Annotated in this window: 15 protein-coding genes; 14 read left to right on the top strand and 1 reads right to left on the bottom strand. The window is 32.3% G+C overall.

Annotation, left to right across the window (positions count from 1 at the left end; all coding sequences use genetic code 11):
* The first annotated feature begins 147 nt into the window (after window positions 1-147).
* The 9 genes from RT412_RS07300 to RT412_RS07260 all read left to right on the top strand — a co-directional run bounded on the left by RT412_RS07300 (window position 148) and on the right by RT412_RS07260 (window position 11,863).
* On the top strand, window positions 148-2,223 hold the full coding sequence (locus RT412_RS07300) for a chemotaxis protein CheA (RefSeq protein WP_313345155.1): 2,076 nt from the start codon (window positions 148-150) through the stop codon (window positions 2,221-2,223).
* 2 nt (window positions 2,224-2,225) lie between these two features.
* Window positions 2,226-3,032: a protein-glutamate O-methyltransferase CheR gene (locus RT412_RS07295; RefSeq protein ID WP_313345157.1), complete on the top strand. Its 807-nt coding sequence runs from the start codon at window positions 2,226-2,228 to the stop codon at window positions 3,030-3,032.
* Between the two features lie 3 nt (window positions 3,033-3,035).
* Window positions 3,036-4,103, top strand: a complete 1,068-nt coding sequence (locus RT412_RS07290) for a chemotaxis response regulator protein-glutamate methylesterase (protein WP_313345159.1) — start codon at window positions 3,036-3,038, stop codon at window positions 4,101-4,103.
* 54 nt (window positions 4,104-4,157) lie between these two features.
* Window positions 4,158-6,359 (top strand): flagellar filament capping protein FliD, encoded by a 2,202-nt coding sequence (fliD, locus tag RT412_RS07285; RefSeq protein ID WP_313345162.1) that lies wholly within the window; start codon window positions 4,158-4,160, stop codon window positions 6,357-6,359.
* Window positions 6,360-6,368: 9 nt separating this feature from the next.
* Window positions 6,369-6,746, top strand: coding sequence for a flagellar export chaperone FliS (gene fliS / locus RT412_RS07280; protein ID WP_313345165.1), 378 nt, complete (start codon window positions 6,369-6,371; stop codon window positions 6,744-6,746).
* Between the two features lie 9 nt (window positions 6,747-6,755).
* On the top strand, window positions 6,756-7,100 hold the full coding sequence (locus tag RT412_RS07275) for a hypothetical protein (RefSeq protein WP_313345167.1): 345 nt from the start codon (window positions 6,756-6,758) through the stop codon (window positions 7,098-7,100).
* Between the two features lie 97 nt (window positions 7,101-7,197).
* Window positions 7,198-9,237, top strand: coding sequence for a methyl-accepting chemotaxis protein (locus RT412_RS07270; protein WP_313345169.1), 2,040 nt, complete (start codon window positions 7,198-7,200; stop codon window positions 9,235-9,237).
* Between the two features lie 96 nt (window positions 9,238-9,333).
* Entirely contained in the window at window positions 9,334-11,448 is a 2,115-nt protein-coding gene (locus tag RT412_RS07265) for a methyl-accepting chemotaxis protein (RefSeq protein WP_313345172.1), read from the top strand.
* A 13-nt stretch (window positions 11,449-11,461) separates the two neighbouring features.
* On the top strand, window positions 11,462-11,863 hold the full coding sequence (locus RT412_RS07260) for a hemerythrin family protein (protein WP_313345175.1): 402 nt from the start codon (window positions 11,462-11,464) through the stop codon (window positions 11,861-11,863).
* A 48-nt stretch (window positions 11,864-11,911) separates the two neighbouring features.
* Here the strand turns inward: RT412_RS07260 and RT412_RS07255 are convergent, their stop codons facing one another.
* The gene (locus RT412_RS07255) at window positions 11,912-12,427 is read right to left on the bottom strand and encodes a hypothetical protein (protein WP_313345178.1); all 516 of its coding nucleotides are present in this window, start codon (window positions 12,425-12,427) and stop codon (window positions 11,912-11,914) included.
* Between the two features lie 261 nt (window positions 12,428-12,688).
* Between RT412_RS07255 and RT412_RS07250 the strand changes: the two genes are divergently transcribed.
* Genes RT412_RS07250 through RT412_RS07230 form a run of 5 tightly spaced genes read left to right on the top strand, consistent with a single transcriptional unit; the run spans window position 12,689 to window position 18,008 of the window.
* The gene (locus RT412_RS07250; protein WP_313345181.1) at window positions 12,689-13,312 is read left to right on the top strand and encodes a hypothetical protein; all 624 of its coding nucleotides are present in this window, start codon (window positions 12,689-12,691) and stop codon (window positions 13,310-13,312) included.
* The gene (locus tag RT412_RS07245) at window positions 13,302-15,197 is read left to right on the top strand and encodes a 6-hydroxymethylpterin diphosphokinase MptE-like protein (protein ID WP_313345183.1); all 1,896 of its coding nucleotides are present in this window, start codon (window positions 13,302-13,304) and stop codon (window positions 15,195-15,197) included. The genes RT412_RS07250 and RT412_RS07245 overlap by 11 nt, the downstream gene beginning before the upstream one ends.
* Window positions 15,198-16,070, top strand: a complete 873-nt coding sequence (locus RT412_RS07240; protein WP_313345185.1) for an N-acetylneuraminate synthase family protein — start codon at window positions 15,198-15,200, stop codon at window positions 16,068-16,070.
* A 2-nt stretch (window positions 16,071-16,072) separates the two neighbouring features.
* Window positions 16,073-17,251: an N-acylneuraminate cytidylyltransferase gene (locus RT412_RS07235; protein ID WP_313345188.1), complete on the top strand. Its 1,179-nt coding sequence runs from the start codon at window positions 16,073-16,075 to the stop codon at window positions 17,249-17,251.
* A 4-nt stretch (window positions 17,252-17,255) separates the two neighbouring features.
* Window positions 17,256-18,008: a CBS domain-containing protein gene (locus RT412_RS07230; protein ID WP_313345191.1), complete on the top strand. Its 753-nt coding sequence runs from the start codon at window positions 17,256-17,258 to the stop codon at window positions 18,006-18,008.
* Window positions 18,009-18,042: the final 34 nt, after the last annotated feature.

Here is an 18,042-nt window from a genome sequence, read left to right as displayed (position 1 = left end):
GTATATGTAAATATATCGGTAGATTATTGATTTAAATAAGATGTCAACGTGTAAAAAATTAAAAAAAACTGTACGATTGCTTAATAATTTTTAAAAAATGCCGATATAAAAATCAAGATAGCAGCCGAATAAGGAGAATGGTATAATATGGATAATAATTTTGATTCAGTACTTGATATGTATCTTTTTGAAGCAAATTCATTGTTGGAACAATTAGACGATATTTTATTAGGGGCAGAACGTGAACAAGCTTTTGATAAAGAGTGTATAGATGAAATATTCAGAATAATGCATACAATTAAGGGCTCATCTGCCATGATGCAGTTTAACAGTATAATGACGATATCTCATAAGGTAGAGGATTTATTCTATTATATTAGAGAAAAGGGCATTAACAGTAAATACAACGAACAGTTAGTCAATTTAGTATTTAAATTTACAGACTTTATAAAAGATGAAATTTCTAAAATAGAAGACGGAATCGAACTTGAAGAAAATTTAGAGCCATTTGAAAAAGAAATAACAGGTTTTTTGGATGTTATTTCAGGAAAAACAGATGCGAATACTTTGCCCAAAGATGAAGCGGCTTTAACACAATCAGCAGCATTGCTGATTGAAGAAATAATTGAAGAAAATAATGAAGAATCAGTATCAGAAGAAGTAAAATCATCCAATAAATATGCAATTAAAATAATATTTGATGATGATATCGGAATGGAAAACATAAGAGCGTATCTTATAATAAATCAGCTCAGGGAAACAGGAATTGATTTCACATATAAACCTGAAAATGTGGAAAGGATATCCGAAACTTCTCATGAGATTATAAAAGACGGCTTTTTTGTATATGTAAATGATAAGGAAAGCTTAAACGCAGCAGTTCGCGTAGTGAGAGAGGCATTAAATGTAAAAAATTATACAGTAATAGAGTATGTAGATGAGCATGAGAATGTAAAGGAAGAAACTTCTGACTTAAAGGCTGATGCCGGCTTTGTTGAAACAATTAACAAATCAGTAAAAAATACTAAGGTTGACACATCTAAACACAGCAAACAAAGCTTAATAACAGTGAATCTTACTAAGCTTGATAAGCTTGTAAACATAGTTGGAGAACTTGTTATAGCCGAATCCATGGTTTCTTCTGATAATGAAATAAAGAAATTAAACTTAGACAGCTTTACAAAATCCACAAGACAAATGCGTAAGCTGACAGACGAGCTGCAGGATATAGTTATGTCGTTAAGAATGGTACCTGTGTCAGGCATATTCCAGAAAATGAAAAGAATTGTAAGGGATATGGGTAAGGAGCTTAATAAAGAGGTTGAGTTGGTACTTGTAGGCGAGGATACTGAGATAGACAAAACCATAGTTGACGGTATATCCGATCCGATTATGCACCTCGTAAGAAATGCTATGGATCATGGTATTGAATCGGAAGATGAAAGAATAAAAAAAGGCAAGGACAAAAAAGGAACAATCAGGTTATCAGCTTCAAATACCGGAGGAGAAATCCATATTACCGTGGAAGATGACGGTAAAGGTTTTGATTATAAAAAAATTCTTGCCAAAGCAAAAGCAAAGGACATGTTAATAAAACCGGAAGGAGAATATACACCTAAGGAAATATTCCAGTTTATAATGCAGCCTGGTTTTACTACAAATGAAAAAGTGACTGAATATTCTGGCAGAGGTGTCGGTATGGATGTGGTTAAATCAAATGTAGAAAAAGTCGGTGGAAATGTTGTATTAGACAGTAAGGAAGGATCTGGCACAATAGTTACCTTTAAAATACCTCTTACTCTTACAATTGTATCCGGTATGCAGGTAGTAGTCGGAGATTCGGAATTTATTATTCCTATTAAAAATATTCAACAATCCTTTAAGACGGCTGAAACAGAAATCATTCATAATACTGATGGAAAAGAAATGATATTAATCAGGGAAAAATGCTATCCGATAGTAAGAATTAATGAATATTTCAACATTAAAACGAATGCTACAAATATTGAGGATGGAATTTTGATACTTGTTGAATCAGGAGATGGAAGCATCTGCTTGTTCGTGGATAGTATAATAGGAGAACAGCAGGTAGTGGTTAAACCGCTTCCAACAATATTAAATAAAAACAATCTTAAGGAAACAGGAATTTCGGGCTGCTCAATATTAGGAGACGGAAGTATAAACTTAATCCTTGACATAGGAAATATAATAGAAAGTATGTAGTTATGGTGAAATTAACAGATAGTGAATTTTTAGAATTCGTTCAATATATGCATAAAAATTACGGAATTGACCTTTCAAAAAAAAAGATTTTGATTGAAGGTCGTCTGTCAAACATGATAGAACGTAAAGGTATGAGCAGTTTCAGTCAGTATTTGGACAGCATTAAAAGAAACAATAAAGAAGAAATAACGATGCTTATAAACAAGCTGACAACAAATTATACATATTTTTACAGAGAAGAAAATCATTTTAAATTTTTAAAGGAAACTGTTTTAGTTAACGAAGAAAAAAATAATAAGTTAAAAACTTTAAATATTTGGAGTGCAGGATGCTCGTCGGGTGAAGAGCCATATACGCTGGCCATGGTTATAGATGATTATTTTAAATATTCTGCAGGCCAATGGAGAATACAAATTCATGCTACGGACATATCCGAAAATGTCCTTTCAAAGGCACGTGAAGGCATATATTCGGAAGAAAGCATTAAAAATCTTCCCGAATCATACAAAAAAAGATACTTTGCAAAGACAAAGGAAGGGAAGTACCAGGTATTGCCGGAAATTAAAAAATATGTTGACTTTAAGGTATTTAATTTGATGGATCCTATTGTCGCTAAAAACAAATATGATGTTATATTTTGCAGGAATGTAATGATTTACTTTAATGCAGATACTAAAATTAATATTGTAAATAAATTTTATGAAGCAACTAAGACAGGTGGATATTTGATGATAGGGCATGCTGAGACAATTCAAAGAAACAAATCAGAATATCTTTATGTTAGCCCGGCAATTTATAAAAAGGAATAACATATGATAGAAAAAAATATTAAGGTATTAATTATAGATGATTCCTTGTTATTTAGAAATGTACTAAAAAATGAGTTGAATCAGGATAAACATATAGATGTAGTTGGCACAGCTGTTGATCCGATTGACGCCATAGATAAAATTAAAGCGCTTAATCCGGACATACTTACTTTAGATGTAGAGATGCCCAAAATGGATGGTCTGACATTTATAAAAAAGCTGATGGGTGAACATCCTATAAAGGTTGTGCTGGTAAGCTCAATGAATATAAGCGTTTTCGATGCACTTCATTCAGGGGCAGTTGATTTTGTCAAGAAACCTGATATGTCGTCGGGCAATGATTTACAGATGTTTTTTAGAGAACTAAAAACTAAAATAAAAATCGCCTCCATAGCAAAATTAGTAACATATACCGGTGCAAAAAAAGAAGAATCACACAATGAAAATGCAAAGGGAGCCATACAAAAAAAAGAAATACAAAAACCGATAAGTGTTATAACACAAAAAATAATTGCAGTCGGTGCTTCAACAGGAGGGACGGAAGCAACTCTTAAAATTCTTAAAGAGCTTCCGAAGGAAATTCCGGGAATATTAGTAACGCAGCATATGCCTCCCGGATTCACCAAAATGTATGCCGACAGGTTAAACAAAATATGCAATATAGAGGTAAGAGAAGCCGTTGATGGAGACAGAGTAGAAACCGGACTTGCGCTAATTGCACCGGGTGAGAAACATATGAAATTAAAAAAGGACAGTAAAGGATATTATGTATCCTGCGGTCCGGGAGATAAGGTAAGCGGTCATTGTCCTTCTGTAGACGTTCTTTTTAATTCAGTGGCGGAAATTGCAGGAAAAAACTCCGTAGGAATTATACTTACAGGGATGGGCAAGGACGGAGCACAAGGTCTCATGAACATGAAAAAGTCGGGGGCTTACACTATCGGGCAAGATGAAAAATCCTGTGTAGTCTACGGAATGCCCATGGTGGCTTATAATATAGGTGCAGTGCAAATTCAGGCATCAATTGATAGTATTGCTGATGTATTGATAAAGCATTTAAATAAAATATAACTAAAATATATAAAAGAGAACAAATTTCTATTGTTTTCTGGAAAGGAGAAATTTATGGCATCAATATCAAACAGTATATATGGTTCAACAATTAATAAAGGTTTAGGCGGTTTAATGTCCGGTCTGGACACAGATGAGCTAGTTAAACAAATGACTGCAGCCACCAGAAACAAAATAAACAGACAATATCAGGCTAAGCAAAAATTATTGTACAGACAGGAAGCATACAGAGAAGTCAGCTCAAAATTGTTAGCTTTCAGCGATAAATATTTTTCATACTCAACAGGTTCTAAAACCAATATTTTGAGTGCGAGTTTTTTTGAAGCATACACCTTCAAATCATCTTCAAACTATGTTAATGTAACGGGAAATGCAGAAAATATTAAAAATTTTTCGATAAACAGCATTTCACAAGTTGCTTCTGCAGCAACGTATACAACAGTAAATAATGCTTCATCGCAAAGCTTTTCAAGTGGTGAGATATCCAGTGAAATGCCATCTGTTGCCGGAGACACTATGACTATAGAGTATGGTGGAAAAAAATACAATTTACAAATAAGCAAAGATTTTAAATTTACCGGAGACACTATAGAAGAACATGCTGCAGATATAGCTGCTGAATTGAATAAACAGCTTGAATCTATTAAGGATCAAAATGGTGATAAATTAAGTGAAAGTATAAAATATAAAGCAGATGGCGGAAAAATAGAATTTGAAACAGGAAGTGCTAAATTAGTTGCAGCAAGCAACGATATATTAAATGCTCTAAAGATAGATGAAATAAAAGAAGATACGATAGCCTCTTCAAATGGAGAGGTTATAGAAGCAGAGGGGTTAATCAGAACAGCAGAAGAAGTATTTTTAAGCAGCAGCATTACTTTTGATTTTAATGGAATTAAAAAAACAATAGATTTATCTAAAATGGCTGAAGACACTGATTATACCTATGATGCTTCCGGTTTAAAAGAATATCTTAATGATGAATTAGCGAAAGTTTATGGAGCCGGAAAAGTAGAAGTAGATATAAATGGTTCTGCATTAACATTTTCATCTGTAAATGATACGGATGTTTTTGGAGTAAGCGAAATCAGTAACGATTTAAATATCTTAACAGGAATTAAAACCGGAGATACTAATAGATTAAATATGTCAAAAACTGTTGGAAGCATATATGGAGAAGATGAAGATTTTTCTCTTACGATTAACGGAAAGTCAGTTGAAATTAACAGTAGCATGACTGTTAACGATATAATTAAAAAGATAAATACCGAATCAGATGTTAATATTTCTTATTCTTCAACAACAGATAAATTTACAATAAATTCAAAGGAAACAGGAGAACAGAGCAAAATTAATATATCAGGTGGTTTGGCAAATAAGTTTTTTGGAGATAGTATTACGGATATATCCGGGCAAGACACAAAAATGAATGTTACCATCAATGGTCAAGATGATGTAGATATCACTCGTAGCACAGCTAACTTTTCAATGGATGGTATAAACATTGAGTTAAATAAAAATGCAGCAGGGCTTAATGATATCACCTTTGACGTTACTAACAACGTTGATGAAGTTGTTGAAAGGGTAAAGAAATTTATTGATGATTACAATGAAATTATAACCTTAATAGGAACTAATACAAAAGAAAAGCCAAACAGCAAATATCCGCCGTTAACACCTGACCAACAGGAAGAAATGACAGAAAAGGAAATTGAGAATTGGAATAAAGAAGCCCAAAAAGGAATTTTATTCGGCGACAGTAAAATGACGTCTCTTCTTTCTGATTTAAGAGCAAGTATAATGGGTAAGACGGATGTTAGCGATTTGGTTCTGGCTAACATTGGTATATCTCCTGCTTATATGGATACAAGCGGAAAATTAGTTTTAGACGAGCAAAAATTCAAAGAAAAATTAATAGAAAATCCTGATGAAATAGCAAGCCTATTTACAGGTACTAAGGATGGAGACGGTGTAACACAAGGACTGGCTGTCCAGATTAAAGGTATACTGACGAAAAATATAGGAGCTTTCGGTACCTCTGGTATTCTTATAGAGGAAGCCGGGTTAGATAGCGGGCGAACATCGGATCAGAATAATATTTCTTTGAAAATAAAAGATTATGATGACAGAATGGAAGCATTGAAAAAGGCATTGGAAGCCGAAAGACAAAGATATTGGAATCAATTTACGGCATTGGAGAAAGCTCTGAATAATCTTAATGCTCAAAGCTCTTGGTTAACAGATATGATGGGATAGGTGAAATAAATGTTGAATCCGTATGAACAATATAAAATAAATTCTATAAATACTATGACAAAAGGCGAATTGCTTATAATGATATTTGATGAATTGATTAAAAAGCTTAACTGCAGTATAGTATTAATAGAAAACAAGGATTTCAAACAATCAAAAATATATTTGGATAAAAGTAAAAAAATAATCAATCATCTGATAGTTACATTGGATGATCAATATGAGATTACTCCAAATTTGAAAGAATTATATATGTTTTTCAATAAAGAATTGATTAAGGCAGCCGGCTATAATGACGCTAAGTATATAAATGAAATAATGCCTATGATAAAAGACTTGCGAAATACCTGGGCAGAAGCGGATAAAATAGCAAGGCAATCCAAGAATTAACGGTGATTTATGAAAGAATTATTAAGAGATAAATTAAAAGCAGCTAAAGAATTAAAAGAATTTACGGAAAAAATAATGAGCTTATCATTAAAAACCGAATATGACAAAGTAAATTCTATGATTGACCAAAGGAAGCTGTTTATTGAAAAAATAAATTCTATTAATGAAAAATTAAATGATTACCCTACTGAAACAAATGAAACTAAAGAAATAAAAAAAGAAATAAGAACAATATTTAAAGAAATCTCAGATATGGATAATCAAATTAGAAAGAATATTAATGCAGAATTGAAGGATGTAAAAAAGAATTTAAGTCGACCTGATCAATCTCAATCCATAAATATTCAAGCATAACGAGCAGGCATTGCCTGCTCGTTAATTTTATAACAATATAAATGTTTATAAAAGTTATCCGATATATAGTTAAATTAATACAAATGGAGGTAAATATATGGCTAAAAAGGATATTTCAACCAAAAGAATTTCAACTAAAAGCATAACATTTAAAATAACGTTTTCAATTTTCGTAGTATGTTTTGTTGCGTTGTTATTAACCGGATTAATTATAGGAACTACAATTAATAATCGATTTACGGAAACTAAAAAAACTGTATTAAATGAAACATCTGTAAGCGTAGGAAATAAATCAGAAGCATTTTTTGAAAGATATATAGCGATAGTACAACAAATGGCTCAAGATAAAAATTTGCAAAATTTCATGGTTAATGCAAAAGGCTGGAGCACATTGAAGCAAACCGAGGGCTTCATGACTGCGGCTAAAACTACTGATGATACCCAAAAATCAGATCCTGATGTAATTTTAACTGCTTATATAGCAGAAGAAGACTATTATCTTGCTTCTCCGACCATTATTGCGAATTCAGGATATGATGTAACATCAAAGGAATACTATAAAGCAGTTACAGAGGACAAGGTATGGATTACAGATCCATATATTGACGCAATTACAGGTGGTGTTGTTATAACCATATCTGCACCTGTTAAAGTTAACGGGAGTACAGTGGGGCTTGCAGCAATTGATATAGCAATAGACAAACTAACTACTATGGTAAGCAATCATGAATTAGGCAGAACAGGTTACTTTTCACTGTTAACTAAAAGCAATGTAATTGCAGCTCACAAGAATGAAGAATTAATTTTAAAAAATATTGATGAAATTGGCTTAAGCGATAATATAATTCAGTCAATAAATAATAATGACGACAATGTTGTGGAATATACAGACAACAATCAAAAAATATTAGGAAAAAGTGTACAAATAGGCAATACAGGATGGAAAATCGTATCGTCACTCCCGAAAGATGAATTTATGTCTGACACAAGGCAGCTTATATTTACTATAGTGTTTGTATTCTTAGCGGTGTTAGTTTTATTGTTAGTTGTTTTAACTATAGCAATTAAGAAAATGACAGAGCCGGTAAAAACTATAACCGGTATTACCAATAAATTAGCCCAAGGCGAATTGGACGTAAATATTGATGTAAAGAGTCACGATGAGATAGGAGTTCTGGCGGATTCTATCGAAAGCTTAACTGTACGGTTAAAATCATATATTAATTATATAAATGAAAGTGTTAATGTGTTAAATGATTTAGCAGAAGGCAATTTAGTGATGGATCTGAAATATGATTATGATGGCGAATTTGCTAAATTGAAACAAAGCTTACTGCATGTATCGGGAACCTTAACAGATACAATCGGAAAAATAAAGGATTCATCAGAATTTATCAGCATGAATGCTGCTAATGTTTCTAACGGAGCTCAAACACTTGCTCAGGGAACGACAGAACAAGCAAGTGCAATTGAGGAATTATCAGCTGAAGTAAATGAAATTTATCATACGATTGCAAACAACGCAGAGCATGCTGAAAATGCAGGAAGAAAGGCATTAGAAGCTTCTAAAGAGGTCGAAGTAGGCAATATGCATATGAGAGACATGCTTTCTGCAATGGATGAAATAAGCGAATCTTCAAATGAAATAGGCAAGATTATAAAAGTAATTGATGATATAGCTTTCCAAACAAATATTTTAGCACTTAATGCAGCCGTTGAAGCAGCGAGAGCCGGCTCAGCTGGAAAGGGCTTTGCGGTAGTTGCCGATGAAGTAAGAAACCTGGCAGGAAAGTCTGCAGAAGCGGCAAAACAAACCACCGCTTTAATTGAAAATTCAATAAATTCTATATCAAAAGGAACCATGTTAGCTGACAAGGCAGGTAAATCTTTATCAGGTATTGTTGAAATTACAAACAAAACGAATGAATTAATAAGTGAAATAGTTAAGGCTTCAGCACAACAGACTGTTTCAGTAAATCAAATAAGAAGCGGTATTGAACAAATATCATCCGTAGTTCAACAAAATGCGGCAACGGCAGAGGCAAGTGCTGCAAACAGCGAAGAGCTTTCAGGACAATCACAGGTTTTAAATGACCTAATAAGTAAATTTAAATTTAACACCGAAGAAGCAGTTTAAAATTAGGGGGCGTAAGCCCCTAATTATTTATAAATAGCATAAATTTTTATTTAAATATGCCGATAGTAAATATATAACACTTTATTTGGAGGCAGTATGTTGAAAAAAAGGGGAGTAAAAGATAAATCTATTAATCATAAAAACTCAAGCAAAAAAAGCATAAAAACTCAGATATTTATAACTTATTTATCTTTGATAATTTCTGTAGTTATAATTTTGGGAGGGTTATCAGCTTTCCAAAATTATAAAACTACATTTGATACATTGGAAAATACCATGGTAAATTTGGCTGAGGTATCTTCGACCGTTATTTCCAGCAAGTTAGAGGTTTATAAATCTGTAGCGGCGGACCTTGGTTTGAACCCCGTGCTGTCAGATGTAAGAATCAGTAAAAATGAAAAAGAAAAAATAGTTAAGCAAATTGTGGATATGTACGGGTTATTAGATGCATACAATGTATCTTCCGTGGGAACAGGAGAATCACCTGTAACCAATGAAATATATTTGGTAAGCAATTCGGATTATTTTCTTGCGGCAATGGAAGGAGAAATATTTGTATCTGAACCGGCGATGAATACAAAATTAAAGAAATATACATTTACAATAGCAGCTCCTATATGGAAAGACGGCTTATACGGAACAGATGTAAACGGAGTTGCCGTAATAGTATTGGACGGTCAAGTTTTATCAGACATAGCTTCATCCGTAAAAATTGGTGAAAAAGGCTATGGATTTATATTAAACAAAGAAGGTATGACCATCGGTCATCATGACTATGAAAAAGTATTATCAGGAGAAAATGATATTGCCGCATACGAAACAAATGGAAGCAATCAATCTATTGCGGTTACAGAAAAGAAATTATTAAACGGAGAAATTATCTTTGGAGATTATATTTTAGACAATCAGAAACATTTGATATCCTATTCTCCTATTGAAGGAAGTAACGGATGGGGATTTTTTGTCAGTGCACCTCAATCAGAATATTTAAGTTCAACATACGTAAGCTTGGGGATTATTCTATTAATATCCGTATTGTCAATTATCGTAGCGTATTTTACAGGGAAAAATACGGCAGCAAAAATAGCAGACCCGATAATCCTTTGTGCGGATAGACTGAGCAAGTTATCTGACGGTGATTTACATACTGAAATTGAAAGAACGAGCAGAGAAGATGAAATTGGTTTCTTGTTTAAATCAATGAACAGGACTGTAAAAGGCATGAATAGAATTGTAAATGATATGTCGTACCATATGAGTGCTATTGCAGAAGGAGATTTCTCAAAAAATATGGATTTTGAATATAATGGGGACCTTAACTCAATAGCGGTGTCCATGAAAAAAATCAGTGAATTTTTAAATGTTATGGTTAAACAGGTAAATGAAAGTGCTGAACAGGTTTCAAGTGGCGCTGGGCAGCTTGCAGACGGTGCACAAGCCCTTTCTCAAGGTGCGACTGAGCAGGCGAGTTCGGTTGAAGAGCTGTCAGCTACCTTAGGAGAAATATCAGATCAGATAAATAACAATGCTTCTTTTGCAAATATGGCAAATGAAACATCCATAGAGTCATCCAAGCAGGTTGTAATCGGAAATAAATATGTTAAGGAAATGAATGAAGCAATGCTAAACATAAATAATTCTTCAGCTGAAATAGCTAAAATAATTAAGGTTATAGACAGCATTGCGTTTCAGACAAATATTCTTGCCTTAAACGCAGCAGTAGAAGCAGCAAGAGCAGGTGTAGCCGGCAAGGGATTTGCGGTTGTTGCCGATGAAGTAAGAAATCTCGCAATTAAAAGTGCTGAAGCAGCAAAAAATACAACAGAGCTTATAGAGAATTCTATTTCAGCAGTAGATGCAGGAACTAAAATTTCCAAGGAAACTGAAAAAGCGTTGGATTTGGCTGTTGAAAAAGCAAATGAAACAGCAAATATGATAGAGAAAATATCAATTGCATCATCACAGCAAGCTGATGCAGTAACACAGGTTTTGTCAGGAATTGAACAAATATCATCTATAGTTCAAACAAATTCGGCAACATCAGAAGAAAGTGCGGCAGCAAGTGAAGAATTAAGCAGTCAAGCTCAAACATTAAAGGTCATGATAAACGGAATAAAACTAAAAGATACTGAAATAGATTTCAGGGACAGTTTCGAGGATGAAGCTTTAAGTGAAGAGGAATCTGTAGAACAGTCGCATGAAACTATATAAATAGGAGGAATATATGGCATTATTATGGTCAAAAAACTTAGAGGTTGGAGTAGAACTTATCGACTCGCAGCATAAAAACTGGTTTGATAAAGCGGATCAACTTTTTGAAGCTGGAAAAAGCGGAAAATCAAAAGAATATATAATTCAGATGTTTGATTTTTTAGATGATTATACAAAGACACATTTCAGGGATGAAGAAAAATACATGCAGAGCATAAATTATCCCGAACTGAATTCACAAAAACAAATGCATGAAGCATTTATTAAAAAGCTGGCAGAATTAAGAAAACAATATGCAGATGTTGGAGCAAACATAAATGTTATAATAAGCGCAAATCAATTTATATTAGACTGGCTTACAAAGCACATTTCCAGCGCTGATAAAAAAATAGGCGAATACGCAAAAAAATTATAGGATCTCATTTCAAATCAAAAAGAGCTGGTTCAAAAACCAACTCTTTTTTTATTCTTTTTCCCATTCATCAAAGCGCTTCATAATTTCATCATAGGTCTGATTGCATATGTCAGGAAGTCCTGCACCATCATTAAATTCTAAACCTGCCGCTTCAAATCCTCTTTTAACCGCATCTCTTAGTAAAGAAATTTTTGATTTATCTCCACCGGACAATGCTTTAGCCATATCCATAATTCTTGTAGCTACAGCATCTACAGAATATTCACCGCCTTCTGCAATTGCAGCGGTGGCTTTTTGTGAATCCTCAACCGAAACATTTAACTTTTGCCCAAACAATGTCAGGTTAGATTTTTCACCCTGTTTTGCAATCATTTTGCGGATCATTTCTTTAAAATCATTTATTCTTCTTTCATTATCTTCAATTAGCTTATTAATTTCTATACTGTCATATTTTTTATTGTTTTTTACTGAGTTAGAATTATCTATGTCTTTAGGTTTTGAATTTCCTGTAACTTTATTATTTGGTACTATTGATGGATTAACGGAATTGATTTCATTAATCATTATTACACCTCCTTGTAATAATATATCGTCATATTTTAATTAAAATTAACAACTTTTGCTAAAATCGGTCAATATCCGCATAAATCAATTGCAGATACATAGCTATAATGATATAATTATAATAAAAACAAGCACTTCGAAAGACTTAATCCCCTTAATATTTATATTTTTAAGCCGATAATAATAAAAGAACTTTATAAAAATCAGTAAAATTATTTAAAATTAAAAGTTAAAAAATATTTTATAGAAAGAAGGCAAAATATGAATATACACATACAGAATAAAGAAATATGGTTCGAAAACAATCCTGAAATTATAGAACAGCTATTTAATAGTATTAATAAATATTTACAAAAAGATGATTTGCAATTTTCTCATCTTATTATTGATGAGGAAGTTATATATGATAATTTCGATAATTACATTATTGAAAATATTGAAAGTATTAACAAAATAGAAGTAATTGCGATAACACTTACAGAAATGGTTAATGAATCACTTAAATCAGCTGAACAATATTCGAAAAATGCAATTACCATAATTAACAAAACAGCTGAGGAATTCTACCAAAAACCTGATGAAAACACTTGGTCACAGCTTACAGACTTGTTTGAAGGAATTCAATGGATTATCCAATCACTTACAGAAATAAATTCAATTGAAAGCTCTTATGAAGTAGTTAGTGATTATGAAATATGGAATGACTATATTCAAGAGGTATCAAAATTTAATAGTATAATTTTTGAATTGGAAAATGCAGTTCTTAATAAGGACAATGTATTAATAGGGGACATGCTGCTACATGAAATAATACCCATATTTGAAGCTATGGTTGAAAAATTAGAGTTATTAATATCCGAGGCGGTAGATAAAGATGTTAACTGATAATATTATATTTTTGAAAAACAATTATCCTAAATTGTATGAAGATATAGAAAATGAAGGCGCATGTAATCATAAACACTACATAGAAATAGAAAATACTAAGAATAATCAAAAAACCATAAAAGTAAAAAAGGGCGATAAAGATTTTTACCTTCACAGCAAGTATGACCCTTTACGAGAAGCTGAATCAATTATAAATAAGCTTGAAGAAAAAGAAAACATTGACGAAAACTCACATGTGATTTTTTACGGATTAGGGCTTGGTTACCATATAGATGTATTTACTCAGAGATATCCCAACACATCCTTTTCACTTTACGAGCCATCTGTTGAAGTATTCCGGCATTTTTTAGAAAATGTAAATCTAAAAAAATTATCTGGTGACAGCTTGGAAATTATGCAGTGTGAGTTTGAATCAAAATATGTGGATATTTTTTTGAGTATTTTGCTCAATAAAATAAATAAAAAGATTATAATAACAGCTTTACCAATCTATGAAAATGTATTTGAAGAACAATACAATGGCTTTTTTAGCAAATTCAAGGAATTAATTATTGGTAAAAGAATTAATCTGCATACTAATTATGCTCATCAAAAAAGATGGATAATAAATTGTATGAAAAATTTAAAAGACATATTATCTACTCCGAACATAGTTTCAGAAAAGATTGGAGTTTTTAAAGATAAAACAGCAATATTAGTAGCAGCAGGTCCATCCCTTAATGAAGAAATTGAAAATTTAAGATATATTAAGGATAATGGTTTGGCATACATATTTAGCGTTGGCTCAGCCATCAATACGCTTATTTATAATAACATATATCCCCACGCGACATCTGCAATTGATCCCAGTGCTAAAAATCAGGTAGTTTTTGAAATAGTAAAGGAAAAAGAAATAACTGAAATTCCTATAATTTTTGGTTCGTCAGCAGGATATAAGACCTTAGAAAATTATCCGGGAAATAAATACCATATGATAACAAGTCAGGATGCAATAGCGTTATATTATCTGAGAAATGATGACGGAAGTGTAATAAATATAGTTTCTGATGCTCCAACTGTGGCGGCAGCAACGCTGCAGTTGTTATTTATATTAGGATTTGACAAAATAATATTGGTAGGACAAAACTTGGGGTATCGTGATAAAAAGCGATATTCTGAAGGAATAACTTATCACAGAATTGAACTAACAGATGAAGAATTAGAAAAAGGTATTTGGGTAAAAGATGTTCATGGCAATGAGATATTAACTACAAATGGGTTTAATTCAATGAGAAGGCAAATTGAAAGCTATATTAAACAATTCCCAGATATAAATGTTGTAAATACCACTAAAGGCGGAGCTAAAATCGAAGGAACAGAATTTAAAGAGCTTAAGGATATAATTGAAAGCAGTTTAAGAGAAAAAGTAGTAGATGAAGGTGGATTGAATAGATTAAAAAAAGATAAAACAAGATATGATAAAAAATATATGTTATCACAAGCTAAGAACATGGATAAATCATATCAGAGTGCTTTAAAGATAAACAAAGAATATAGAACTGTATTAAATAAAATTGAAAAAGCTATTAATAACAGGAACTATACTCAAGCACAAAAATTATACATAAAATTGGATAAAGAGCTAAAAAGAATAGAAAACAATGATTTTTATAAGACCTTCATACTTCCGATGAACAGAGTTCAATACAAGATATTGGCGGACAGCATAGAAAACTTGAATGCGGAAAAAAATCCACGGGAACAAGGCGAACGAATTATTAAAAGTTTCAGAAATTTTGCAGATATATGCACCAATGATATAGAGATGATAGAACCGATTTATGATGAGATGAAAGAAAGTATTAATGAATATATTAAAAAAAATAGTTTAGGAGGAGTATAGATGACTTACCAAAAACCAAGATTAATCGCAGAAGCCGGATGTAACCATAAAGGAGAAATGGAAATAGCAAAAGAATTGATTAAAATCGCTGCGATATTTTGCAAGGCAGATGTAATAAAATTTCAGAAAAGGAATAACAAGGAATTGTTGACAGAAGAACAATATAATACCCCTCATCCTAATCCGGAAAATTCCTACGGAGATACTTATGGGGCTCATAGAGAATTCTTGGAATTTGATGTTGAACAGCACAGACAATTAAAAGAATGGTGTGAAGAATTTGGAATTACATATAGTACATCAGTATGGGATCTTACATCTGCAAAAGAGATAGCATCATTAAAACCGGAACTTATAAAAATTCCATCTGCATGCAATAATCATTATGAAATGTTGGAGTGGCTGTGTGATAATTATGAAGGTGAAATACACCTATCCTTTGGAATGACAACACATGAAGAAGAAGACAAAATTGTTAAGTTATTCGAAGATAAAAGGAGGAATAAGGATTTAGTCATCTATAGTTGTACATCAGGTTATCCTGTTCCGTACGAAGATATTTCTTTGTTAGAAATAGTTCGATTAAAAAACAAGTTTGGATCACGGGTAAAAGAAGTCGGATTCTCAGGGCATCATATAGGAATAGCGGTAGATATAGCGGCTTATACTTTAGGGGCAACTACAATTGAAAGACATTATACACTTGATAGAACCTGGAAAGGAACAGATCATGCGGCTTCCCTTGAACCGGATGGAATCAGAAGATTAAGAAATGATTTGGTTGCGACAAATAAAGCATTAAATTATAAAAAAGAAGAGATTTTAGATATAGAAAAGGTGCAACGAGAAAAGTTGAAATACAGGGAGAGATAGTTTTGAATAATTTTATTGGAAGAACAGTGGCATTCATTCCTGTAAGAGGTGGCAGTAAATCAATACCTTTAAAAAACATAAAACTAATGAATGGACGTCCACTGATTTTTTGGTCTTTAGATGCAGCAGTTAAATGTAACGAAATAGATACTGTAGTAGTATCTACGGATAGTCAAAAAATTAAAAGAGTAATTGAAAAGTATGGTTCAGACAAGGTTAAGCTAATAGACAGATCTGAAAAAGTATCTACAGATACGGCAACAACAGAATCAGTCATGATTGAATTTGCTCAAAATTACGACTTTGAAAATATAGTTTTAGTACAAGCCACTTCGCCACTCTTAAAAAGCATAGATATTACAAAAGGCATAAATAAATTCTTTGAAAACGGAATTGATAGTGTACTGTCAGTAGTCAGGCAAAAAAGATTCACATGGGAAGAAAAATCAAATTCCGTCATTGCACTTAACTATGATCCTTTAAACCGCCCAAGAAGGCAAGAGTTTAATGGATTCTTAGTTGAAAACGGAGCTTTTTACATTACTTCAAAGAAAAATCTTTTATCCAACCAATGTAGAATTTCAGGGAATATAGCAGCAATAGAAATGCCTGACGATACTTATTACGAAATAGACGAACCTTCCGATTGGGTAATTGTAGAAGAATTACTAAAGAAAAATATAAGTAATAATACTTGTGATGCAGATATAGAAAAGATAAAATGCTTTCTTACAGACAGTGACGGAGTATTGACAGATGGAGGCATGTATTATTCAGAAAACGGAGATGAGCTCAAGAAATTTAACACCAAAGATGGAATGGGATTTAAATTACTTAAAGAAGTTGGAATTATAACCGGAATTATTACAGGTGAAAACATTGAATTAGTAAAAAGAAGAGCTGAGAAGATGAAAGTAGATGAGGTGCATTTAGGTGTCCAAAATAAGATGAAGATACTAAATGATATCTGCTCAAAATACGACCTGAAGTATGAAGAAATTGCTTATATCGGGGACGATATTAATGATTTAGATGTACTTCGAACTGTGGGACTTGGATGTACTGTTTATGACGGTATGGATTGTGTAAAAGATGCAGCAAAAATAATAACTAAAGCTAAAGGCGGAGAAGGTGCTGTCAGAGAGATTGTCGAGATTATTTTAAATGTAAAAAACAGGTGATAATATGGACTTAACTAATTATTTAATTAAACCATCGGAATCAATTTTGGATGCTTTAACGAAAATTGATAATAACAACAAAGGGTTTTTGATAGTTGTTGATGATGAGAAATACTTCTTGGGAACGATTACAGATGGTGACATAAGAAGAGGGTTCATTAAAGGTATGAATATAAATGAAAAAATAGAAAAAGTATATAATAAAGGATCAGAGAAGGCATTTAGAAATGATGAATTCAATAAAATAGTTGAACTATTTAAGAAGCCAAAAATAAAATTTCTTCCGATCATAGATGAATGTGGCAGACTTGTCAATGTAATTACAAAAATAAACATGCATGTCTTGCTATTAAAAGATACTCAATTTGATTTAGATTATGATTTTACTAAATTGGATGACTCCTTGCTTGAGCACGAGATTTATAACAGACCGTGGGGTATTTACAAGACAACTTTTATTAATGAGTACTCTCAATCAAAAATTATAAAAATCAATCCTAAAGGCATTTTAAGTTTGCAAGAACACAAACGAAGAGAAGAATATTGGGTAGTCATTAATGGAATAGGAGAAGTTACAATTGGGGAATCGGTTAAAAAAATTGAATCAGGTAGCTTTATCTATATACCGAAAGGATGTAAGCACAGGATTGTAAATTTATCGGAAATAGAATCTCTCATGATTGCAGAGGTGCAGCTTGGAGACTATTTTGGTGAAGATGATATTATTAGATATGAAGATGAATATGGCAGGATTTAACAATTGAGGTTAATGAAAGTTATAAGTAAAGAAG

This window comes from Sedimentibacter sp., from assembly GCF_032080165.1.
GTDB lineage: Bacteria > Bacillota > Clostridia > Tissierellales > Sedimentibacteraceae > Sedimentibacter.
The sequence above is the reverse complement of the archived record's forward strand: the minus strand, read 5'-3'. Positions and strand labels throughout refer to the sequence as shown.

What these genes read in the sequence shown, in the direction of transcription:
- RT412_RS07245 (WP_313345183.1), top strand. Translation starts at nt 13,302, where the DNA reads ATGTTAACTGATAATATTATATTTTTGAAAAACAATTATCCTAAATTG.
- RT412_RS07275 (WP_313345167.1), top strand. Translation starts at nt 6,756, where the DNA reads ATGAAAGAATTATTAAGAGATAAATTAAAAGCAGCTAAAGAATTAAAA.
- RT412_RS07255 (WP_313345178.1), bottom strand. Translation starts at nt 12,427, where the DNA reads ATGATTAATGAAATCAATTCCGTTAATCCATCAATAGTACCAAATAAT.
- RT412_RS07250 (WP_313345181.1), top strand. Translation starts at nt 12,689, where the DNA reads ATGAATATACACATACAGAATAAAGAAATATGGTTCGAAAACAATCCT.
- RT412_RS07240 (WP_313345185.1), top strand. Translation starts at nt 15,198, where the DNA reads ATGACTTACCAAAAACCAAGATTAATCGCAGAAGCCGGATGTAACCAT.
- RT412_RS07290 (WP_313345159.1), top strand. Translation starts at nt 3,036, where the DNA reads ATGATAGAAAAAAATATTAAGGTATTAATTATAGATGATTCCTTGTTA.
- fliS (WP_313345165.1), top strand. Translation starts at nt 6,369, where the DNA reads ATGTTGAATCCGTATGAACAATATAAAATAAATTCTATAAATACTATG.
- fliD (WP_313345162.1), top strand. Translation starts at nt 4,158, where the DNA reads ATGGCATCAATATCAAACAGTATATATGGTTCAACAATTAATAAAGGT.
- RT412_RS07230 (WP_313345191.1), top strand. Translation starts at nt 17,256, where the DNA reads ATGGACTTAACTAATTATTTAATTAAACCATCGGAATCAATTTTGGAT.
- RT412_RS07265 (WP_313345172.1), top strand. Translation starts at nt 9,334, where the DNA reads ATGTTGAAAAAAAGGGGAGTAAAAGATAAATCTATTAATCATAAAAAC.
- RT412_RS07260 (WP_313345175.1), top strand. Translation starts at nt 11,462, where the DNA reads ATGGCATTATTATGGTCAAAAAACTTAGAGGTTGGAGTAGAACTTATC.
- RT412_RS07270 (WP_313345169.1), top strand. Translation starts at nt 7,198, where the DNA reads ATGGCTAAAAAGGATATTTCAACCAAAAGAATTTCAACTAAAAGCATA.
- RT412_RS07300 (WP_313345155.1), top strand. Translation starts at nt 148, where the DNA reads ATGGATAATAATTTTGATTCAGTACTTGATATGTATCTTTTTGAAGCA.
- RT412_RS07295 (WP_313345157.1), top strand. Translation starts at nt 2,226, where the DNA reads ATGGTGAAATTAACAGATAGTGAATTTTTAGAATTCGTTCAATATATG.